General features: G+C 50.7%; 16 protein-coding genes and 1 pseudogene. 13 read left to right on the top strand and 4 right to left on the bottom strand.

All coding sequences use genetic code 11. The annotated features are described in order from the left end of the window. Window positions 1–40: 40 nt before the first annotated feature. A complete protein-coding gene (gene pepF / locus LJ046_RS01150) occupies window positions 41–1,843 on the bottom strand; it encodes an oligoendopeptidase F (protein WP_002879497.1) in 1,803 nt (600 codons plus the stop codon). A 276-nt stretch (window positions 1,844–2,119) separates the two neighbouring features. Continuing rightward, window positions 2,120–2,446 (bottom strand): annotated as a pseudogene (locus tag LJ046_RS09930) (RNA-guided endonuclease TnpB family protein); the annotation flags it as partial. Between the two features lie 414 nt (window positions 2,447–2,860). Here LJ046_RS09930 and LJ046_RS01140 point away from each other — a divergent pair. The 7 genes from LJ046_RS01140 (at window position 2,861) to LJ046_RS01105 (ending at window position 9,308) form a co-directional block, all read left to right on the top strand. Then, window positions 2,861–4,000 (top strand): LCP family glycopolymer transferase, encoded by a 1,140-nt coding sequence (locus LJ046_RS01140; protein WP_035176740.1) that lies wholly within the window; start codon window positions 2,861–2,863, stop codon window positions 3,998–4,000. Between the two features lie 118 nt (window positions 4,001–4,118). Beyond that, window positions 4,119–4,496 carry a hypothetical protein gene (locus tag LJ046_RS01135; RefSeq protein ID WP_002879494.1) on the top strand — a complete coding sequence of 126 codons (378 nt, stop codon included), beginning with the start codon at window positions 4,119–4,121 and terminating at the stop codon, window positions 4,494–4,496. 14 nt (window positions 4,497–4,510) lie between these two features. Then, window positions 4,511–6,055: an ABC-F family ATP-binding cassette domain-containing protein gene (locus tag LJ046_RS01130; RefSeq protein ID WP_002879493.1), complete on the top strand. Its 1,545-nt coding sequence runs from the start codon at window positions 4,511–4,513 to the stop codon at window positions 6,053–6,055. A gap of 52 nt (window positions 6,056–6,107) precedes the next feature. Continuing rightward, complete coding sequence (locus LJ046_RS01125; protein WP_035176738.1) at window positions 6,108–6,863, top strand: threonine/serine exporter family protein; 756 nt, start codon at window positions 6,108–6,110, stop codon at window positions 6,861–6,863. Between the two features lie 2 nt (window positions 6,864–6,865). Continuing rightward, on the top strand, window positions 6,866–7,357 hold the full coding sequence (locus tag LJ046_RS01120) for a threonine/serine exporter family protein (RefSeq protein WP_002879490.1): 492 nt from the start codon (window positions 6,866–6,868) through the stop codon (window positions 7,355–7,357). Between the two features lie 806 nt (window positions 7,358–8,163). Then, on the top strand, window positions 8,164–8,679 hold the full coding sequence (locus tag LJ046_RS01110; RefSeq protein ID WP_002879488.1) for a hypothetical protein: 516 nt from the start codon (window positions 8,164–8,166) through the stop codon (window positions 8,677–8,679). A gap of 2 nt (window positions 8,680–8,681) precedes the next feature. Beyond that, a complete protein-coding gene (locus LJ046_RS01105; protein ID WP_002879487.1) occupies window positions 8,682–9,308 on the top strand; it encodes an LVIS_2131 family protein in 627 nt (208 codons plus the stop codon). A gap of 50 nt (window positions 9,309–9,358) precedes the next feature. Here the strand turns inward: LJ046_RS01105 and LJ046_RS01100 are convergent, their stop codons facing one another. Further along, window positions 9,359–10,897, bottom strand: coding sequence for an O-antigen ligase family protein (locus tag LJ046_RS01100; RefSeq protein ID WP_035176736.1), 1,539 nt, complete (start codon window positions 10,895–10,897; stop codon window positions 9,359–9,361). Between the two features lie 143 nt (window positions 10,898–11,040). Between LJ046_RS01100 and LJ046_RS01095 the strand changes: the two genes are divergently transcribed. Beyond that, complete coding sequence (locus LJ046_RS01095) at window positions 11,041–12,321, top strand: RNA-guided endonuclease TnpB family protein (protein ID WP_002879483.1); 1,281 nt, start codon at window positions 11,041–11,043, stop codon at window positions 12,319–12,321. Between the two features lie 250 nt (window positions 12,322–12,571). Here the strand turns inward: LJ046_RS01095 and LJ046_RS01090 are convergent, their stop codons facing one another. Next, window positions 12,572–12,901, bottom strand: a complete 330-nt coding sequence (locus LJ046_RS01090; protein ID WP_002879482.1) for a DUF2187 family protein — start codon at window positions 12,899–12,901, stop codon at window positions 12,572–12,574. Between the two features lie 89 nt (window positions 12,902–12,990). Between LJ046_RS01090 and LJ046_RS01085 the strand changes: the two genes are divergently transcribed. The 5 genes from LJ046_RS01085 (at window position 12,991) to LJ046_RS01065 (ending at window position 17,070) form a co-directional block, all read left to right on the top strand. Further along, the gene (locus LJ046_RS01085) at window positions 12,991–13,533 is read left to right on the top strand and encodes a guanylate kinase (RefSeq protein ID WP_002879481.1); all 543 of its coding nucleotides are present in this window, start codon (window positions 12,991–12,993) and stop codon (window positions 13,531–13,533) included. Between the two features lie 107 nt (window positions 13,534–13,640). Next, complete coding sequence (locus tag LJ046_RS01080; protein WP_002879480.1) at window positions 13,641–14,126, top strand: C40 family peptidase; 486 nt, start codon at window positions 13,641–13,643, stop codon at window positions 14,124–14,126. A 283-nt stretch (window positions 14,127–14,409) separates the two neighbouring features. Further along, window positions 14,410–15,456, top strand: coding sequence for a 2-hydroxyacid dehydrogenase (locus tag LJ046_RS01075; protein WP_002879479.1), 1,047 nt, complete (start codon window positions 14,410–14,412; stop codon window positions 15,454–15,456). A 170-nt stretch (window positions 15,457–15,626) separates the two neighbouring features. Beyond that, window positions 15,627–16,100 carry a C40 family peptidase gene (locus LJ046_RS01070; protein ID WP_002879478.1) on the top strand — a complete coding sequence of 158 codons (474 nt, stop codon included), beginning with the start codon at window positions 15,627–15,629 and terminating at the stop codon, window positions 16,098–16,100. Between the two features lie 187 nt (window positions 16,101–16,287). Next, on the top strand, window positions 16,288–17,070 hold the full coding sequence (locus tag LJ046_RS01065) for a C40 family peptidase (protein WP_002879477.1): 783 nt from the start codon (window positions 16,288–16,290) through the stop codon (window positions 17,068–17,070). Window positions 17,071–17,213: the final 143 nt, after the last annotated feature.

The raw sequence follows: 17,213 nt of genomic DNA, 5'->3' as shown, positions 1-17,213 counted from the left end.
AAAACGAAGCTACTCACTTTGAGCAGCTTCGTTTTCTTTTCTACAATTTTTTGATTAAGTCAGTAAATTCGTCCAGTCTTTCCGCAAAAACCTTGAAGGCATCTTCCAGGTAGTCGGACTTGGTCATGTCGACGCCGGCCTTCTGCATGATGTTGATCGGGTAGTCGCTGGAGCCGGACTTAAGGAAGTCCAGGTACTTCTCCTTGTCTTCCTGGCTGCCGTAAGTAATCTTGTTAGCCAGGGCAGTCGCCGCGGCAAAGCCGGTCGCGTATTGGTAGACGTAGAAGTTGTAATAGAAGTGAGGAATCCGGGCCCATTCCAGGGCGATGTCGCTGCCCAGGCTGATCGCCGGGCCGTAGTACTGCTGGTTGAGCCGGTCGTAGAAGCCGCACAGGTAGTCAGCCGTCAAGGCTTCACCCGCCTGGTCGCTTTCATGAATGAACTTCTCGAATTCCGCGAACTGGGTCTGCCGGTAGACCGTTCCCTTAAAGGAGCTCAAGTAGTAGTCGAGCAGGAAGGCCCGGGTCTTTGGATCCGTTACCCGATCCAGGAAGTAGTTGGTCAGCAGGTTTTCATTGGTCGTTGAGGCAATTTCCGCGACAAAGATCGGATAGTCCCCGTACACGTATGGCTGGTTTTCCCGGGTGTACATGCTGTGGACTGAGTGGCCGGTCTCGTGGACCAGGGTGTAGAGGGAATCCAGGTCCCCCTGCCAGTTCAAGAGCTCATAGGCGTCGGTGTCATAAGCCCCGCCGGAGTAGGCTCCGCTTTGCTTGTGCATGTTAGCCACGTGGTCGATGCAGCGGTTATTGAAGAGGTAGTCGACGTGTTTGACATAGTCCTCGCCCAAAACCTGCAGGGCCTCTCTGGCCTGGGCCTTGGCTTCAGCGAAAGTGTAGCTGAGGCTTGGCTTGCCCGTGATCGACACGTACATGTCCCACATTTGCAGGTCGCCCTTCAGGTCCAGGATCTCTTCGCGCAAGTTGACATAGCGGTGGAGGAGGTCCAGGTGCTTGTGGACGCTAGTCAAAAGCTGGTTGTAGACGTCGACAGGGATGTTGTTTTCTGACAGAGCCGCGGCTAAGGCGTCCTGGTAGTGGTGGGTCTGGGCATCAAAGTTGTGGGCCTTGACATTGCCGGCCAATGTTGAGGCAAAAGTTGACGCGAACTGGCCGTAGACAGCGTAAAGGGCGTCAAAGGCGTCCTCTCTGACTTCCCTGTTCTGGGACTGGATCAAGATGTCGTAGTTGGCTTCCGTCAGTTCCACTGCTTCCCCGTCTTCATCTTCAATGTAAGGGAATTGCAAATCGGAGTTGGTCAAGACGTTGAAGGTGTTGGCCGAAGCTGACAGGGCATCCCCGGCCGCCGATACCAGCTTCTCCTCTTCAGCTGGCAAAACGTGCTCTTCCTGCTTGACGATCTGTTCCAAATAGTGCCGGTAGTTTTCCAGTCTTGGCTCTTCCTTGAAAAAGGCGTCCAGGCCCTCTTTCCCCAAGGCTAAAACAGCCGGCTGAATGAAGGCAACAGCCGCCTGGTATTCAGCGGCCAGGCTCTGGGCGCGGGAATTGAGGGCCAGCTTCTTCTGGTTGCTGGTGTCGACGTCGCTGGCCATGCTGGCATAGACGTAGATCTTGGACAGGCGGCGGTCAACGGCAAAAATCTGGGTCAAGCGGTCATAGAGGACGGCCGCGCTCTCCGTAAAGCCGTCTTCCAAGGCCGGCAGGGCCTTGACTTCCTGCTTGACAGCTTTAAAGGCGGCCTCCCAGTCCGCCTCAGTCTTGAAGATCCGGGTCAAGTCCCAGGTCTGTTCTTTGGGAACCTCACTGCGATAAGGGATTTCCATACGATACCTCTTCTTTTTCTCATTTCTTTTAGTGTGTTTACGATACTTGATATTCTACTGCTGCAAAAAAACGTGTGCAATGTAGCCAAACCGTAATCTTTGACTACGTATGTCCAAAGACATGAATACAGACATTTTTCTTATTGCCGTCATCACCAGTATTCCGATATCCCAACAAGGGGGTAACCGCATTGACCAGCGCAGGTACCGAAGCACCACTCTTGCAACTTCAGGGAAAGGCTCTCACCAATCCTCGGGTACAGCCAACCCGCATGACTTTGGTTTGCCCCAGCCTGGTTGGGCCTTATCAAAGAAATTGTTCCAAGCCTTACCCAAATCAGAAATTGCCAGTTGCTGAATCCGGGCTGACTGTGCATACTGCCAGTCTTTTTTATCGGCAACTAACATATTACGAACTCTTCGTTCACTCGATGAAGGCTTGTCTTTAAGCAGCACTTTCTGTTCTTCGGTCAGCTTTTTGGAGTCGGTGGACAAAGAAGATTTAAGTGTTTGTCTTACCTTATACATTTCATTCCACAAGGCGAGGCCTTGATTCCAGCAATAACGACGGTAGTCACAAGCTTCATCCAAAACTTTTCTCATAGTCTTGTTGGGACGTAGTTCATAGACTCTTGTCTGAATTAATTCTGCCGGTGCTTCTTTTACCTGTTCCGCCGTTTGATTTCACCGCCTTTCAGAATTATATCTTTGTTTCGAGGAATATTTTAGCAGGTATTCCTGCTGATTTCCAAACATACGTTTTTGAAGTGTGGGTGAAAGCTGGGATCTATCCTAAAGCAAAGTTCCGGATTTCCCTAAATTAATTGAACTTAGAACCTACCTGTTATCTCTTACATATAATCAAACACATTAAGTACGTTTTTTGCCACTAGTATTGTCCTCTCAAAGCGGCTTTTTGCCAAAAAATAAGATAGTCTAAATATTACCACGCCTGGTTTATTAAATGCCTTTTTCATGCGAAAATAAATAATAGCAAATTACTAAAGGGGTTAGTCCATGGAAGAGCAACACAGCAGAAGACAACAGAAAATTTTTCGTAATGTGACTCTTGTCCAGGCTGGCTTTTTGAAAAAGTCCCGCCGTCCTTTGCCGACCATCATTGGCCTCTTGGTGACCTTTGCCGTCATGATCGCGGTGACCTGGGGGGCGCATGCTTACTTCTCCCTGCATTCAGCCTTGGTGAGCATGAACGGCAATAACGGCAGCACGGCGACCAGTGCCCGGATCGCGACCAAGAAGCCGATCTCGATTCTGGTTTTAGGGGTCGACCAGGGGCTTGAGGGGAGAAATGACAAGGGGAACTCGGACACCATCATCCTGGTGACCGTCAACCCAACGACCAAGAAGGCGACCATGACTTCGATTCCCCGGGATACCTTGACGGAAATTCTGGGTGAAACGAGCAGCACTAGCTACTACATGTTCAAGGTCAACTCGGCCTACCAGTTTGGGGGCAGCAGCGGGTCGGTCAAGACGGTTTCGGCCATGCTCAACGTGCCGATCAACTATTATGTGGAAGTTAACATGAAGGCCTTGAAGGGCCTGGTCAACGCTTTAGGCGGGGTTGACGTCAACGTGCCGTTTAGTTTCAGCTATGACTGGTGTGACTTTAAGAAGGGCAAGCAGCACCTGGATGGCCGCCATGCCATCGCTTATGCCCGTATGCGCTATGACGACCCCCGGGGGGACTACGGCCGGCAGCTGCGGCAGCGGCAGATCATCCAGGCTGTGGTCAAGAAGGGCTTGTCCGTCAACGGTTTAGCCAACTACCAGAAGCTGCTCAAGGTTTTTGCCAAGTACGTCAAGACCAATTTGACTTTTGGCGACATGACCAGCCTGGCCATCAACTACAGAGGCGCGGCCAGCAACATCTCCAGCGGCTACATCCAGGGCCACGACGCGACGATTTCCGGAACCAGCTTCCAGATAGCGTCAACTGAAGAATTGCAGAAGTGGTCCAACAAGCTGAGAAAGAGCCTGGGCTTGTCCACGCAGACTTTGACCAACCAGGAAACCCGGCAGAACAGTCTGAACGAGACTTATAACGGGGTCGACTTCTCCAGCAATGAGACCATCACCAACTACACGATTTATGAAGCCAACTCAATTACGCCAAGAAACAGTGATTCTTGGTAGTGCTGACAATCATGCCTCTAGCTTAGCTAGGGGTATTTTTTCCCTTTCAGCAATAATTTTCCTACTATCCAGGGGGCAAAATACGTTAAGATAGTTGATAGAATTAGGAGGAATTTTCGTGAAAAAACGCTATTATCCATACATCTACGGCGGGATTGCCGGCGTAATGACTTTCATCGCCATGTTCTACATCTGCCGGCACTCTTTCGCCTTAACCAATACCCAGTCCCTGGTCTGGGGCATCATCGGCGCCATCCTGGTCTTCGTGAGCTCGTCTTACACCGAATACGCGATTGCCGAAATCCAGCGGATCTCTGACAAGTACCACCTGGATGAGGAATTCCTCTCCGGCTTAACCAAGCTCAGTCCCAGCTACTTCCGGGTGGCTGACGACCACCTGCACTTGACCGCCCCGCGCTATCTCTGGCCGCGGATCCTCAAGACCCTGCAGAAGTACGACCATGAGCGCAAGCAGGCGGAAAACTTTCACCTGTAAGAAAGGAAAAAATTTTGAGTTTACTGACCGTCAGCGGCTTGACCCAGGGCTTTGCGGAAAAGACCCTCTATGAAGACGCCAATTTCGTTTTAAACAAGGAAGACCACATGGGGGTCACCGGCCAAAACGGGGTCGGCAAGTCCACCTTGATCAAAATCCTGACCGGGGAAATCCTCCCTGATGAAGGGTCAGTCAAGTGGCAAAACAAGCTCTCCGTCGGCTACCTGGACCAGTACGCCAAACTGACGCCCGGTCTGACCATGCGGGACTTTTTAAAAACTGCCTTTGACCAGCTCTACCAAGATGAAGCCCGGTTGAACCAGCTTTACATCGATTACAGCGAAAGCGGCGATGAGGCCCTTTTAACTAAAGCCGGACGCCTGCAGACCTACCTGGAAGAAAACAACTTCTATGACCTGGACACAGAAATCGACCGGGTGGCCAGCGGCTTAGGCCTGGCTGAACTGGGCTTTGACCGGGACGTCTCCCAGCTTTCCGGGGGCCAGCGGTCCAAGCTGATCCTGGCCAAGCTCCTCTTAGAGCAGCCCCAGGTCCTGGTCCTGGACGAACCAACCAACTACTTAGACGTCGGTCACATCGACTGGCTGGTCGACTACTTGAATGATTTTACGGGCGCTTTTATCGTTGTCAGCCACGACTACGACTTTTTAGGCCGGATAACCAACTGTATTATCGACATCGACTTCGGGACCATCACCCGCTATACCGGTACATTAAAGCAAGCCGTGCGGCAAAAGGAAGCCAACCGGCAGACTTATATGAAGGCCTATGCCAACCAGCAGCGGCAGATCGCCAAGACTGAAGCCTATATCAGAAAAAATAAAGCCGGCACCCGGGCCAAAAGTGCCCGGTCCCGGCAAAAGCAGCTGGACAGAATGGAAATTCTGACCCCTCCGCAAAACGGCAAGAAGGCCAAATTTGACTTTCCATACGTGGAAACGGCCTCTAACTTGCTTTTGCAGACGCAGGACCTGGTGATCGGCTACGACCAGGCTTTGGTTAAGGAAGCCTTCAACTTCTCCGTTGGCAATGGGGAAAAGGTCGCCATCACCGGTTTTAACGGGATCGGCAAGACCACCCTGCTGAAGACCCTCTTGGGGCAGATTCCGCCGATCTATGGGGGATTTGACCTGTCGGCTACGGCTAAGCTGGCCTACTTCAAGCAGGACTTGACCTGGCCCAACCAGAATATGACGCCTCTGCAGTACTTAGAGAGTGAATTTGACCAGAAGAAGCCCAAGGAATTGCGGCAGGCTTTAGCCCGGATGGGGCTGACCGCCCAATTGGTCATGAGTCCACTTAAGGAACTGTCCGGGGGCGAGCAGGAGAAGGTGAAGCTGGCTGAGATGCAGTTTGAGCCGGCCAACCTGTTTTTCCTTGACGAACCGACCAACCACCTGGACAATGAAACTAAGGACAGCCTGCGGAAGGCCATCGTCAACTTCCCGGGCGGGGTCATCATCGTCAGTCACGAACGGGACTTTTTCAGAGGTGACTGGGTCGACAAGGTCGTCGATATTGAAGCCATGAATAATTGATTTAGCTGCCTTTAGGCAGGCTCGCGGTGAAAAAATGAGCACAGACGCGTACATGAAAAGAGTCGTTCATACTTGTTTGAAGGCTGGCCGCCTCATGCTGGCCGGCGGTAGCGAAATGTACCGGGTGGAGGACACCATGCGCCGGATCGCTGTCAACGCCGGCATCAAGGAGGTCAATGTTTTTGCCATGCCAACCGGCCTCTTCGTCAGCCTGGATGATGGGGAATGCAGCACGGTGACGGAACTGGAAACCGTAAAGAAGCGGGCCATCAACCTGGAACTGGTCGACCAGGTCAATGAATTCTCCCGGGAATTCGCAGACAAGCGGATTGACCTGGAGGAGCTGGAAGAGAAGCTGCGGGAAATCGAGGAGAACATCCCGACTTTTCCTTTATGGCTGCAGGTCATCGGGGCCGGGATCTTGAGTGCCACCTTGATGGTTCTCTTTTTGGATGTCTATGACTGGGTCGACTTCCCGGTTGCCGGGCTGGTCGGGGCCAGCGGCTATTTGATGGACTCCTGGCTTAAGGGCTACACCAAGATCCGCTTCCTGGCGGAAATGATCGCGGCCATGGAGATGGGGCTACTCACCATTATCATTAATGGGATTTTTCCGGCCTGCAATGTAAACAATATTTTGACTGGGGCCTTGATGACTCTGGTACCCGGCCTGGCCTTGACCAACGCCTTGAGAGACTTGTTTATGGGCGACTGGGTGTCAGGGATCGTGCGCATGTGTGAGGCGGCGATGACGGCGATTGCCCTGGGCGGCGGCGTCGGGATCGTGATTAGATTTTTAGGAGCTTAGTCATGCTGGGGATGCAGGTTAGTTTCAACACCTGGGACGTCTTGATCAACTTGGTCTTTTCATACATTGCCACGGTGGGCTTTGCCTTGACGGTGAATATTCCCCACCGGGTGATTCACTGGAGCGGGATCTGCGGTTGCGCGGGCTGGATGGTCTACTGGCTGGTGACGGAGGCTTCTGGCGGGAGGATGATTTCCAACACCCTGGGGGCCTTTGCCGTGGGCTTGGTCGCGGTAGTTTTGGCTAAGTGGAAAAAGTGTCCCGTCACCCTTTTCAGCGTACCGGGCCTGGTGCCGCTGGTGCCGGGAGCGCCGGCTTATATGGTGGTCAGACGGCTGATTGATGGCAAGTATATTGCTGCCCAGCAGATGATGATGCGGGTGGCTATCGTGACTGTGTCGATCGCTTTGGGCTTCTTGCTGTCAACCCTGTTCCAGGAAGCTTGGAACAAGTACATCAAGCGGCTCAAGCTGCGGAAAAAGTTGAAAAAGTAGCTTTACAAGGCCTGGGAAAGAGCGTATAATCTAATATCGACGAGTCGAGGAAAACGCAAAGGTGCGTATTTTAAGATAGAGGGCATCAGGCCTTTGGCCAGACGCGGGAAGCGTCGATGCTGACACACCCTTGATGTGAACGAGAAGGAGTCACATTTGCCGTTTGGCAAGTGCCTTGAGTTAAGAAAGCCGCTAGAGGCAAGTATGCTTCTGGCGGCTTTTTTGTCATTTCACGCTATAATTGCTTTCCTCTTGCCCAATCGAATCAGAAACGGTGACCTTCCAGCCCATCTCGCTCCGGCGGACCGTGATTTCCTTGTAATAAGGGAGGTTGGCGTCGCCCTTGTCAATCTTCTTCTTCCAATTATAATCCCCTTATCAAAAAATCAGCATATATCAACAAAAAGCACGTAAAGAAGTCACGTGCTAGAGAGATTATTCATTAGAACCCTGGATAAAACCCTAAACGACCTCTTCTGGCCAGAATAGCTGTCTAATAATTCAGCTATAGCCGAAGATTTTTTCACTGAGATCGCATATCATGAGAGATTCTTGAAGATGGATATGCTAAAATAGCAGAGTAATAGAGAACTTGCCGCGCGGCAGGCTCTATTTCCCGGAGCGGCGGTGTTTTCCCCATGTTATCGCCGCCCCGGAGGTTATAAATCAGTCGAGTGCTGGTGACAACCTACATTTCCTATTAATCCTAATGAGAACCGGCCCCCCTGGCCGGCTCTTTTTTTCGCTTGCGCCCGGGGACTTTTTTAGTTAATGTAGATACAGACATAATTGGACGGTGACAAAAAATGCAGATCAACCTGAAAGACTTAACTAAAGCAATCGAAGAACAGACCTACCTGTCTGACATGGAGACCATCAAGTATTCCGAAGTCTCCCGGAGCAAGAAGAAGCTGCGTGAACACGCCTTGACCATGGTCCAGGAAGTGGCCACGGCCTTGAAGAAAGACCGGCTCATGCAGGTCCAGCTGGTTTTGGAAGGGAAGAACCCCATCACTTTTGCCCTGGAAACCAACATCATCAACCTGCCCCTGGCCAACTACAAGAAGCTGATCAACTTCTTTGACGAAGAAGAAGCCCAGCCGGTCAAGGTCTACTTTGAAACGGCCAGCGAATACCTGAACGCTTCCCACTTCCGGATCGACCTCTTCATGGATGGCGACGAATTAGTAGCCGATGTTGAAGGGGCAGCCGACCGCCTGGCTGACGCCATGAGCGAGAAGATCAAGCAGGTCAAGGAAGGCGAAGCAGCCGCCAAGGAAGCTGCCAAAGAAGCCAAGGCCAAGACGAAGAAAGAGGCATAATTATGTGGAGCTGGAACGTACTGGGGGTGGCCCTCTGGGTGGTAGCCATCGTTTACCTGGTCTTTATCGTGCAAAATATCCGGCGCCGGCGGCTGAAGATGATCATCCAGCGCCAGCATAAATTTGAATGGGGCAACTCCCTGATCAGCCTGCTGGAAGTCGCCAGCTTCTGCCTTTTGGCCGGCTGGCTCTTAGCCGTCAGCCTCTTTGACGACCCGAACTTGACGGATACTTCCCGGATTACTTCATCCGTGATCTACAAGCCCCTGGTCCTGCAGCCTAGCGCCAGCCAGAACTACTATGTCCAGGTCAAGTCCACCAAGAACCGGGATTTGAGCCAGCAGTATATTTTTTACCTGAAGGGGAAAAAGTATACCGTGCCCAGCTACCTGGCTACGGTCTCTTATGAAAAGGATCCGATCAACGTGACGGCCTCGGCTCTGCCATTCAGCCGCAAGGAGCTAAAGAAGCAAGATTCCCGCTACCAGCAGGCCTACGTGGCTATCTACACGGCCAAGTACAAGAACACCGCGGCTAACGGGATCGGCCTCCATGTTGGCCACCAGGCCAAGCGCTTCTACCTGATCCGGGTGCCGGACAGTTCCTTTATTGACAAGGAAAGCAAGTAAGAATTAAACAAAGTAAAAATCGCCTTCTAATTAAAGAAGACGATTTTTTCTTACTTTTTCTCAAATCTGACGATTCGCAGTCCTCTGCTTCGGCCTTTTTCTTCCTTGATGTAAGCCAGGAGGCCGCCGTCTAGGAAGGCTAAAAGCAGATTAGAGGTCGGGAAGTCCAGGACATTGCCCGACATGTAGCTAGCCCCCAGTAGCAGGGCGCTAGCGATCAAGAGGCTGGTTAAGTAAAAGGTCCGGCAGGCTTTTTCCTTCAGCCACTCAAAGGCCCCATAGAGGATGATGGCCGGGTAAAAGGCTAGGTAAAGGAAGGCGCCGACTAGCCCCAGAGAGTAGTACTGGGCCGTGAAGTCCCGCTCCAGGTTGAAGATGTTGGTCTGCCGCATATAACCGATCCCCAGCCACTTGTCCAAAGGATCATTGTCATACTTGACCACTTGCTTAAGCATGGCCTCTTCGACCTTGCGGTTGGCTAAACGGACGCTGGCCGGCTCTTTAAGCAGGTCGATCCAGAACTGCGGGTCGTACTTATATGGATAGGACTTGGTAATGAAGCGCTTGTTTAAGGCGTACTTCTGGTAATATTTGGCCAAAAAGTCCTTCTCAAACTCTTTCAGCTTGTCCGGGTTATTCTTGTACTTGGCCAGGCCCGCCTTTAAGAGCGCGTTTTCCTGGTCGATCTTGGAGTCATGGCTGTTTGCCCAGTAGATCTCGTACTTGTAGCGCTGGACAGCCGGGGAGACCTGCCAGCAGACCCCGGTGATCCCGGCTAAGGCCAAAAGGGTGACCAGGCCGCCTTTAGAAAACTTGACGTTTTTTAAGCAAAACAGGTGGACCAGCCAGGCAATCAAGCTGACGGCCAGGGTTCCGGCTAAGCCGTAGAGGGCGACCTTAGTGCCGACTTCCAGCATGGCCAAAGTCTGGCTGAGGGCCAAAAGGCCGGTCTGCCAAGAGAAGCGCTCAAGAAGCAGGTAGAAGACGACCGGGGCCAGCATCAAGAGGATGGCGCTCAAGGTGTTGGTAAAGTAGAAGAAACCCTTGGAGGCGCTGTGGGAGTAGCCGTAAAGCGGCCCCATGAACCAGGTGAAGATGTTGCCGGAGATTACCCCAGTTTCGTAGGACTTCAAAGAGACCACGAAGAGGTTGCTCAAGACGATCGTGCCGGTGAAGAGGCCGCTGACCCAGGCGAAGGCTTTTAACAAGAAGTCCTGGCTGATTTCCAGTTTCTTGGTCACCCAGATCAAGGCCAGGGGCAGGAGCATTCTGAAGAGGTAAAAAATCTCCCCGAAATTCGAGTAGCCATAATCGTTTGGGCTGAGGCTCTTGAAGTTCTGCATGTGCCAGAGGTGGAAGATCCCGTAGAGGGTCAAGAGGGCCAGGTAGGCCCAGAGCCAGGCCGGAGGCAGCTGCTTTTGCCCCCAGACAAGCAGGCCCACCAAGACGATGACACCGGCGATCCGGATGATGGTCGGGATGGTGAAGGGCAGGATGGTGGCCAGCTTCCCCCGGTAGAAGAAGTCCAAATCCAGGAAGGGCTGGAGGAGGATGAACCAGTAGAGCAGGCTTTTAGTTTTTTCTTTCATTAAAATGTAGCGTGCGGAAACCTTCGATTTCAATCGAGGGAGGAGCACGCCTTTCTCCTTTCTGATTGTTAGATATTCGGTAGTCTAGCCTCCTATATCACTAGTTTTTGTGGTATGCTATTTTTAGTGAAGAGAGGCAAACCATGGATATTTCTTTGACTATTAAAGCTCACATCAAAGTTGCCAGTTCCGAAAATGCTAAATCACTGATAGACAGCATGGAAGCTTATAGACAAGGTTGTAATTTTGCATCTGAATACATTTTTGAGCATGACTTTGAACTCGGCCAAGCAAAGCTGAACAAAGCTGTCTACTCTGACTTACGACAAAAATTCAACCTCAGATCACAAATGGCTCAGTCTGTCTTGAAGACCGTTATCGCCAGATACAAGTCTGTTAAAACGCAGCTTGGTCAGAAGCCTTATAAATTTCACGACATCAATGCGCCGAAAGACAAGGGCTACTACACTGTCCAACGTGATCTTGACTGGCTTTGGGAGCCAATATTTTTCAAGCGTCCGCAATTGGATGAAGTAAGAGATCGGGATTATTCCTTCAAGCAGAATGGCAAGATCGTGTCTGTCAATACCCTTAACGGACGGATTGAATGCGAAATTGCCATGCCAGGCTTTGAAAAATATCTGGATGACGAATGGACTTTTGGCACTGCCAAAATCCTTAGATCTGGCAAGCACTGGTTTATGCATATCAGCGCAACCAAGTCTTTTCCAGATTACGAGATTGAGCAGACTCGTCATGTAGTTGGGGTTGACAGAGGCCTTCGCCAGATCGTTACCTGCTATGACGAAAAAGGCAAAACTTTCTTCCACAACGGGAAGACGATTGCCAGAAAGCGTCAGCACTATAAAGAGCTGAGACGTCATCTGCAGATGACAAATACCAGAAACTCAAAGAGACGCATTCGCAAGATTGGTCAACGAGAGAACCGCTGGATGAGCGACTACAATCACTGCTTGTCTAAGACACTCGTCAACCACTACGGAGCTGATACTCTCTTTGTGCTTGAGGATCTTACTGACGTAACTTTTGATACGGTCTATAGCCGTAAGAAGGAAAATAGATATGAGCACCATTCCTGGTCTTTCTATGACCTGGAACAAAAGCTCAAGTACAAGGCACATCAGAATGGCAGCGAGGTTGTCGAGGTAGACGCTCACTATACCAGTCAGCGCTGTCCTAAGTGTGGGCGGATTTTGAAAGAAAATCGTGACCATGAGCTGCACATGTATATCTGTGACAGATGCGGCTACCGCTCTAATGACGACCGCATAGCCGCAATGAACATTCAAATGCTGGGAACGATGTACGTCAGCGGCGTGCCTAATCCGTCGTATCAGAGTAAGCATGATACGACAGATGCTAAGAAAGCCAAAGGCAAGAAAACAAAGAAACAAACAAATTAGAGCAGTGCGTAAACGTGCTGTTCTGCCGTAGTAGTCAGCCTGCGGGAGCATCTGAGGTTCGCCAAGGATGCTTGAGAAGCGACAGCGTAAGCCTTCGGGCTTGGCTATGGGAGAACTCCCCTCGGGGAGTTTGCTTGGACCACGCTAGCTAGTTGCAAACCTCCGACCTCGGTCGGGGGTAGTTGATGTTGTCAACTCGCTTTCTCTACTATCTTAACAAAAAACTCCGCGGGATAACCACGGAGTTCTCTTACTTGCTCTTCTTGGCCGGAGCCTTCTTTTCCTTCTTGTCCTTGTCGTCAGCCTTCATGGTCGGGGCCATCTTTTCGATGGTCACGTTGTTGGTGGAGAGGGCCTTGGCCTTCTTGGCTGCCCGGGCCGGCTTCATGTTCTTGAAGTTGACGACCAGCTTGTAGTTGAGGTCGCTGACGGCAGCAGCATCAACGTCGTCAAAGGAAGTGATAGCCAGGAGGGCGGAGTTTTCATAGATCTTTTCCACCGTGCCTTGGAACTGCTTCTTCAGTTCTTCTTCTGACTTGGCGTTAACGACGGCACCTAATTCAACATCGGCTTTCTTCATGGCAATCTCCTTAATTCGCAAATGTTTAAAATTTCAACTAGGCTATGATATAGTATAGAGCGAAAATTTTCAAGTTAGGAGATCCTTTTTTGGCTAAAAAAATTATCTTGATTGCCGGTCCCAGCGGGGCGGGCAAGACGACTATATCTGAATATCTGACCGACCGCTACCAGATCCCCCGGGTGATTACCCACACCACCCGGCCGAAGCGGCCTGGGGAAAGCGGGTCAGCTTATTATTTTGAAGACGATGATTCTTTTGCCCAGCTGCACTTTTTTGAACATGTCAAATACGGAGACTACCAGTACGGGTCCAGTAAAGAAGGGCTGGAAAGAGCCTGGGCTAAAAACGACCTGGTCAGCTTGATCGTGGATATCAAGGGGGCCCGGTCCTACCTGGAAGCTTTAGGAGACCAGGTTTACTTCCTTTATGTGACTTGCAGCCTGGATACCTTGGCGCAAAGAATGGCTGACCGGGGTGATGCAAGTGACCAGATCAAGAAGCGGCTGACCGGCAGCGAGTTGAACGAATTGCCGGAAGATTTGGCAAAATACGCCCATGTCCTGGTCAATGACGACCTGCAAGCGACCTATGCCAGCTTGGACAGTTTGGTGAGAAAATTACAAAATTAAGCTTTTTCTCATAGATTGTAAAAAAGGCGTGACCTTTTTGAAACAGAATTGAAATATTTCTCCTGTAAAATGTTAAACATCAAATTAAGAAAAGGAAGTAAATCGTTTTGAAGTTCAAGAAGTCATTAGCCAAAGTAGTCGCAGCCGTATCCCTGGCCTTCGCCGGTTTCGTTTCCGTAAATACTGTTAACACTCAAAGCAACACTGTCCAAGCTGCTTCTAAGACCAGCCAGTGCAACAAGGTCGTCTCCTTGGCCGAGAAGCAAGTCGGCAAGCGTTACGTTTACGGGGCAACCGGTCCTAACGCCTTTGACTGCTCAGGCTTGACTTCATACGTCTACAGCCACGCCATCGGCAAGTACATCAGCCGGACTACTTACAGCCAAGTTTACCAAGGCAAGACTGTTAAGGTTTCAACTGCCAGCTTGAAGAAGGGTGACCTCCTCTTCTGGGGTCCCAAGTTTTCCCCATACCACGTGGGCATCTACGTTGGGGGCGGCCAATACGTGCACGCCGCTACGCCAAGCCAGGGTGTCCGTAAGCAATACCTGAGCTCCTACTTCTGGCCATCAACTGCCAAGCGGATTATCTAATTAGCAAACTTCAAAATGATCAAATCAGCGTCCTTGAGGCACCCGCCTCAGGGGCGTTTTTCTTTGCCTTTTTGGCCTGTAGATTAAAAGCAAAAGCTGGACTTTTAAGGGAAGGATTTACGGAAAGCAAAGTCTGTCAGCCCTTACCTGGCCTGGAAAGGCGGGAGAAAATTAAATAGTTAAGAAATTGAAGGAAAGGGTTGTAAATGAGAAAGGAATTAAATAGAATAGGGGCAATTATTGAAAGAAATAAAGTAAAGTCCTAGAAAAGAAGGTATTCAAGATGCGAATTGCATGTTACGGCGTTAGGCCGCTTGAAAGAAGTTATTTTGAAAAACTAAACAAGTATGACTACGACTTGAAGCTCATTACTGAATACTTGAACCGGGAAAACGTAGTACAAGCAGAAGACTGCGACGCCGTCCTGGTCCGGGGCAACTGCCTCTGTGACCGGACCAACCTGGAACAGTTTAAGAACTACGGGATCTCCTGGGTCTTCACCCGGTCAGTCGGCGTGGACCACTTCGACCTGGAAGCCGCTAAGGACTTGGGCATCTCCGTTGCCCGGGTGCCAAACTACTCCCCATACGCGGTAGCCAACCTGGCCTTTACCCTGGGCTTGACTTTGTCAAGACACGTTGGTGAAGCTGCCCATCATGTCCATGAACAGGACTTTGGGATGCATCCGGACTACTTCGCTACGGAATTCAACCGTTTGAAGGTCGGCATCTACGGGGCCGGCAAGATCGGGGCAGTTGAAGGCAAGATGTGGCAGGCTCTGGGCGCCGAAGTTTATGCTTATGACCCATTCCCATCTGACTTCGCCAAGCAATACTGCACTTTTGTAACAGAAGACGAACTGCTGGCAACTTGTGACATCGTTTCTGTTCACGTGCCATACTTCCCAGGGAAGAACGACAAGCTGATGAATGCTGAATTCATCGCTAAGATGAAGGAAGGGGCAGTCTTGGTTAACACGGCCCGGGGCGAACTGGCTGATGAAGCAGCTATCGCCGCTGCTGTCTCCAGTAACCACCTGTCTGGCTACGGCGCTGATGTGGTTTCCAATGAAAAGAAGATCATGGGCCACAAGTTTGACTGTGAAAGCGACGTGCCGGACCAGGAAGTCCAGTCCTTAATGGACCTTTACCCGCGGGTGCTCTTGACTCCGCACATGGGCTCTTTTACTGAACCAGCCCTGGAAGACATGATCTCCTTGTCATTTAACAATTTCCATAACATGGCCACTGAGGGGGCAGTTGATGCCCGCAATGAAGTCGTGGCTGCACCGGAAAGCTCCACTTTCGCATCTGAGAAGCTGCGGGCTTAATAAATTAAGGTTCTGGCTCTTTGCCGGGGCCTTTTTTTACGGAAAAATTGCAGGATGTTAAAAAAACTGCAAAGGCTTATTAAAGAAACTGCAAACGGTCTGTAAAGTTCTTGTAACACTCATCGGCTATGATACAAGCATCGAGAAAAGAGAAAGAGAGTTACAACGTAATGAAGCAGTTTAAGCAGATCTTAGTAAAATTGACCTTAGCCCTGGCCCTGGTTGTGCCAATCGCCGTGCAGGCAAACAGCCACCAGGCCCAGGCAGCAAGCGTGACGACCAAGCGGAACGAGGTCGTTAAGCTGGCCAAGAAGCAAGTTGGCAAGCGCTATGTTTACGGCGCTACTGGTCCTTACAGCTTTGACTGCTCAGGCTTGACCCAGTACGTTTTCAAGAGGGCGATCAAGAAGTCCATTACCCGGACCACCTACACCCAGGTAAAGAAGGGCAAGACCGTTAGGGTTTCAACTGCCAGCTTGAAGAAGGGCGACCTGCTCTTCTGGGGCTCCAAGTCTTCCCCATACCACGTTGGGATTTACGTGGGCGGCGGCCAGTACGTGCACGCGGCTACTCCAAGCCAAGGTGTCCGCAAGCAGTACTTGAGCTCCTACTTCTGGCCATCAACTGCCAAGCGGGTTATCTAGTTTATCATTACCTGCTAAAATTACGATAATAACGATAAAAAAGAAGGTCAGCGCGGCAAAAAGCGTTGGCCTTTTTAAATTGGACTTAATTTTAACAATCTAGTATCCTTTTTGTAACATTCTTGTAACATCGGTAATTTATTATAGAACCTGTGTAAAACATCAGAATAGAAAAGGGTATCAAGTTTTGAAGTTCAAGAGTTTATTAGTCAAAGTTTTAATGGCCCTGGCCCTGGTCGCACCTGTTGCCGCCAGCGCCCAAGCTCCGGCCGCCCAGGCAGCGACTGTTGAGGCTGTTAACAAGCAGGTTGTGGTCAACTACGTGTCCGGCTACAGCGTTAAGGCCTGGAAGAATTACAAGGTTAAGCTTGGCGCGGCCAACGACACTGGCATCAGCTTCAAGCACGGGACTACTTTGACGGTGATCGGCGAAGTTAAGTACAAGAAGCAAACCTGGTACAAGATCGCTGACAACGAATGGATTCTGGCTTCTTACACTTTGAGTCCTAAAGCCTGGGCCAAGAAGGCAGCAGAAGCCAAGAAGGCCGCTGCCAAGGCAGCTAAGAAGGCTGCGGCAGCCAAGAAGGTATCTAAGAGCAAGCAGACCAAGCAAAACAAGGTTGTTGCCTTGGCCAAGGCCCAAGTGGGCAAGCCTTACGTTTGGGGTGCCACTGGTCCTTACAGCTTTGACTGCTCCGGCTTGACTAGCTACGTTTACAGCCGGGCCCTAGGCAAGTACATTACCCGAACCACTTACACGCAAGTGCACCAAGGCAAGACGGTTGCTGTTTCTACGACAACTTTGAAGAAGGGGGACCTGCTTTTCTGGGGTTCCAAGTCTTCACCATACCACGTGGGGATTTACGTGGGCGACGGCAAGTTTGTTCACGCGGCTACTCCAAGCCAGGGCGTGATCAAGCAGAGCCTGAGCTACTACTTCTGGCCATCAACTGCCAAGCGCTTGATTTAATTGAGAAATATCCTTTATATAGGACGCCAGTTGGCGTCCTTTTTCTTTTCTACTCTAAGTCAAGTGTTATCAACGATTTTAGGCAATTTTATTTTGAAATAAGGGCCTAATCGGGAAATGGTTCCCGGAGAATCGAGTTAAAT

Source organism: Lactobacillus delbrueckii subsp. jakobsenii ZN7a-9 = DSM 26046, assembly GCF_001888925.1.
GTDB classification, from domain to species: Bacteria; Bacillota; Bacilli; order Lactobacillales; family Lactobacillaceae; genus Lactobacillus; species Lactobacillus delbrueckii.
This window is presented reverse-complemented; position numbering and strand designations above follow the sequence as displayed.

Coding starts and splice junctions, on each gene's coding strand:
- pepF (WP_002879497.1), bottom strand. CDS start 1,843: ATGGAAATCCCTTATCGCAGTGAGGTTCCCAAAGAACAGACCTGGGAC.
- LJ046_RS01140 (WP_035176740.1), top strand. CDS start 2,861: ATGGAAGAGCAACACAGCAGAAGACAACAGAAAATTTTTCGTAATGTG.
- LJ046_RS01125 (WP_035176738.1), top strand. CDS start 6,108: ATGAAAAGAGTCGTTCATACTTGTTTGAAGGCTGGCCGCCTCATGCTG.
- LJ046_RS01120 (WP_002879490.1), top strand. CDS start 6,866: ATGCTGGGGATGCAGGTTAGTTTCAACACCTGGGACGTCTTGATCAAC.
- LJ046_RS01110 (WP_002879488.1), top strand. CDS start 8,164: ATGCAGATCAACCTGAAAGACTTAACTAAAGCAATCGAAGAACAGACC.
- LJ046_RS01105 (WP_002879487.1), top strand. CDS start 8,682: ATGTGGAGCTGGAACGTACTGGGGGTGGCCCTCTGGGTGGTAGCCATC.
- LJ046_RS01100 (WP_035176736.1), bottom strand. CDS start 10,897: ATGAAAGAAAAAACTAAAAGCCTGCTCTACTGGTTCATCCTCCTCCAG.
- LJ046_RS01095 (WP_002879483.1), top strand. CDS start 11,041: ATGGATATTTCTTTGACTATTAAAGCTCACATCAAAGTTGCCAGTTCC.
- LJ046_RS01090 (WP_002879482.1), bottom strand. CDS start 12,901: ATGAAGAAAGCCGATGTTGAATTAGGTGCCGTCGTTAACGCCAAGTCA.
- LJ046_RS01075 (WP_002879479.1), top strand. CDS start 14,410: ATGCGAATTGCATGTTACGGCGTTAGGCCGCTTGAAAGAAGTTATTTT.
- LJ046_RS01070 (WP_002879478.1), top strand. CDS start 15,627: ATGAAGCAGTTTAAGCAGATCTTAGTAAAATTGACCTTAGCCCTGGCC.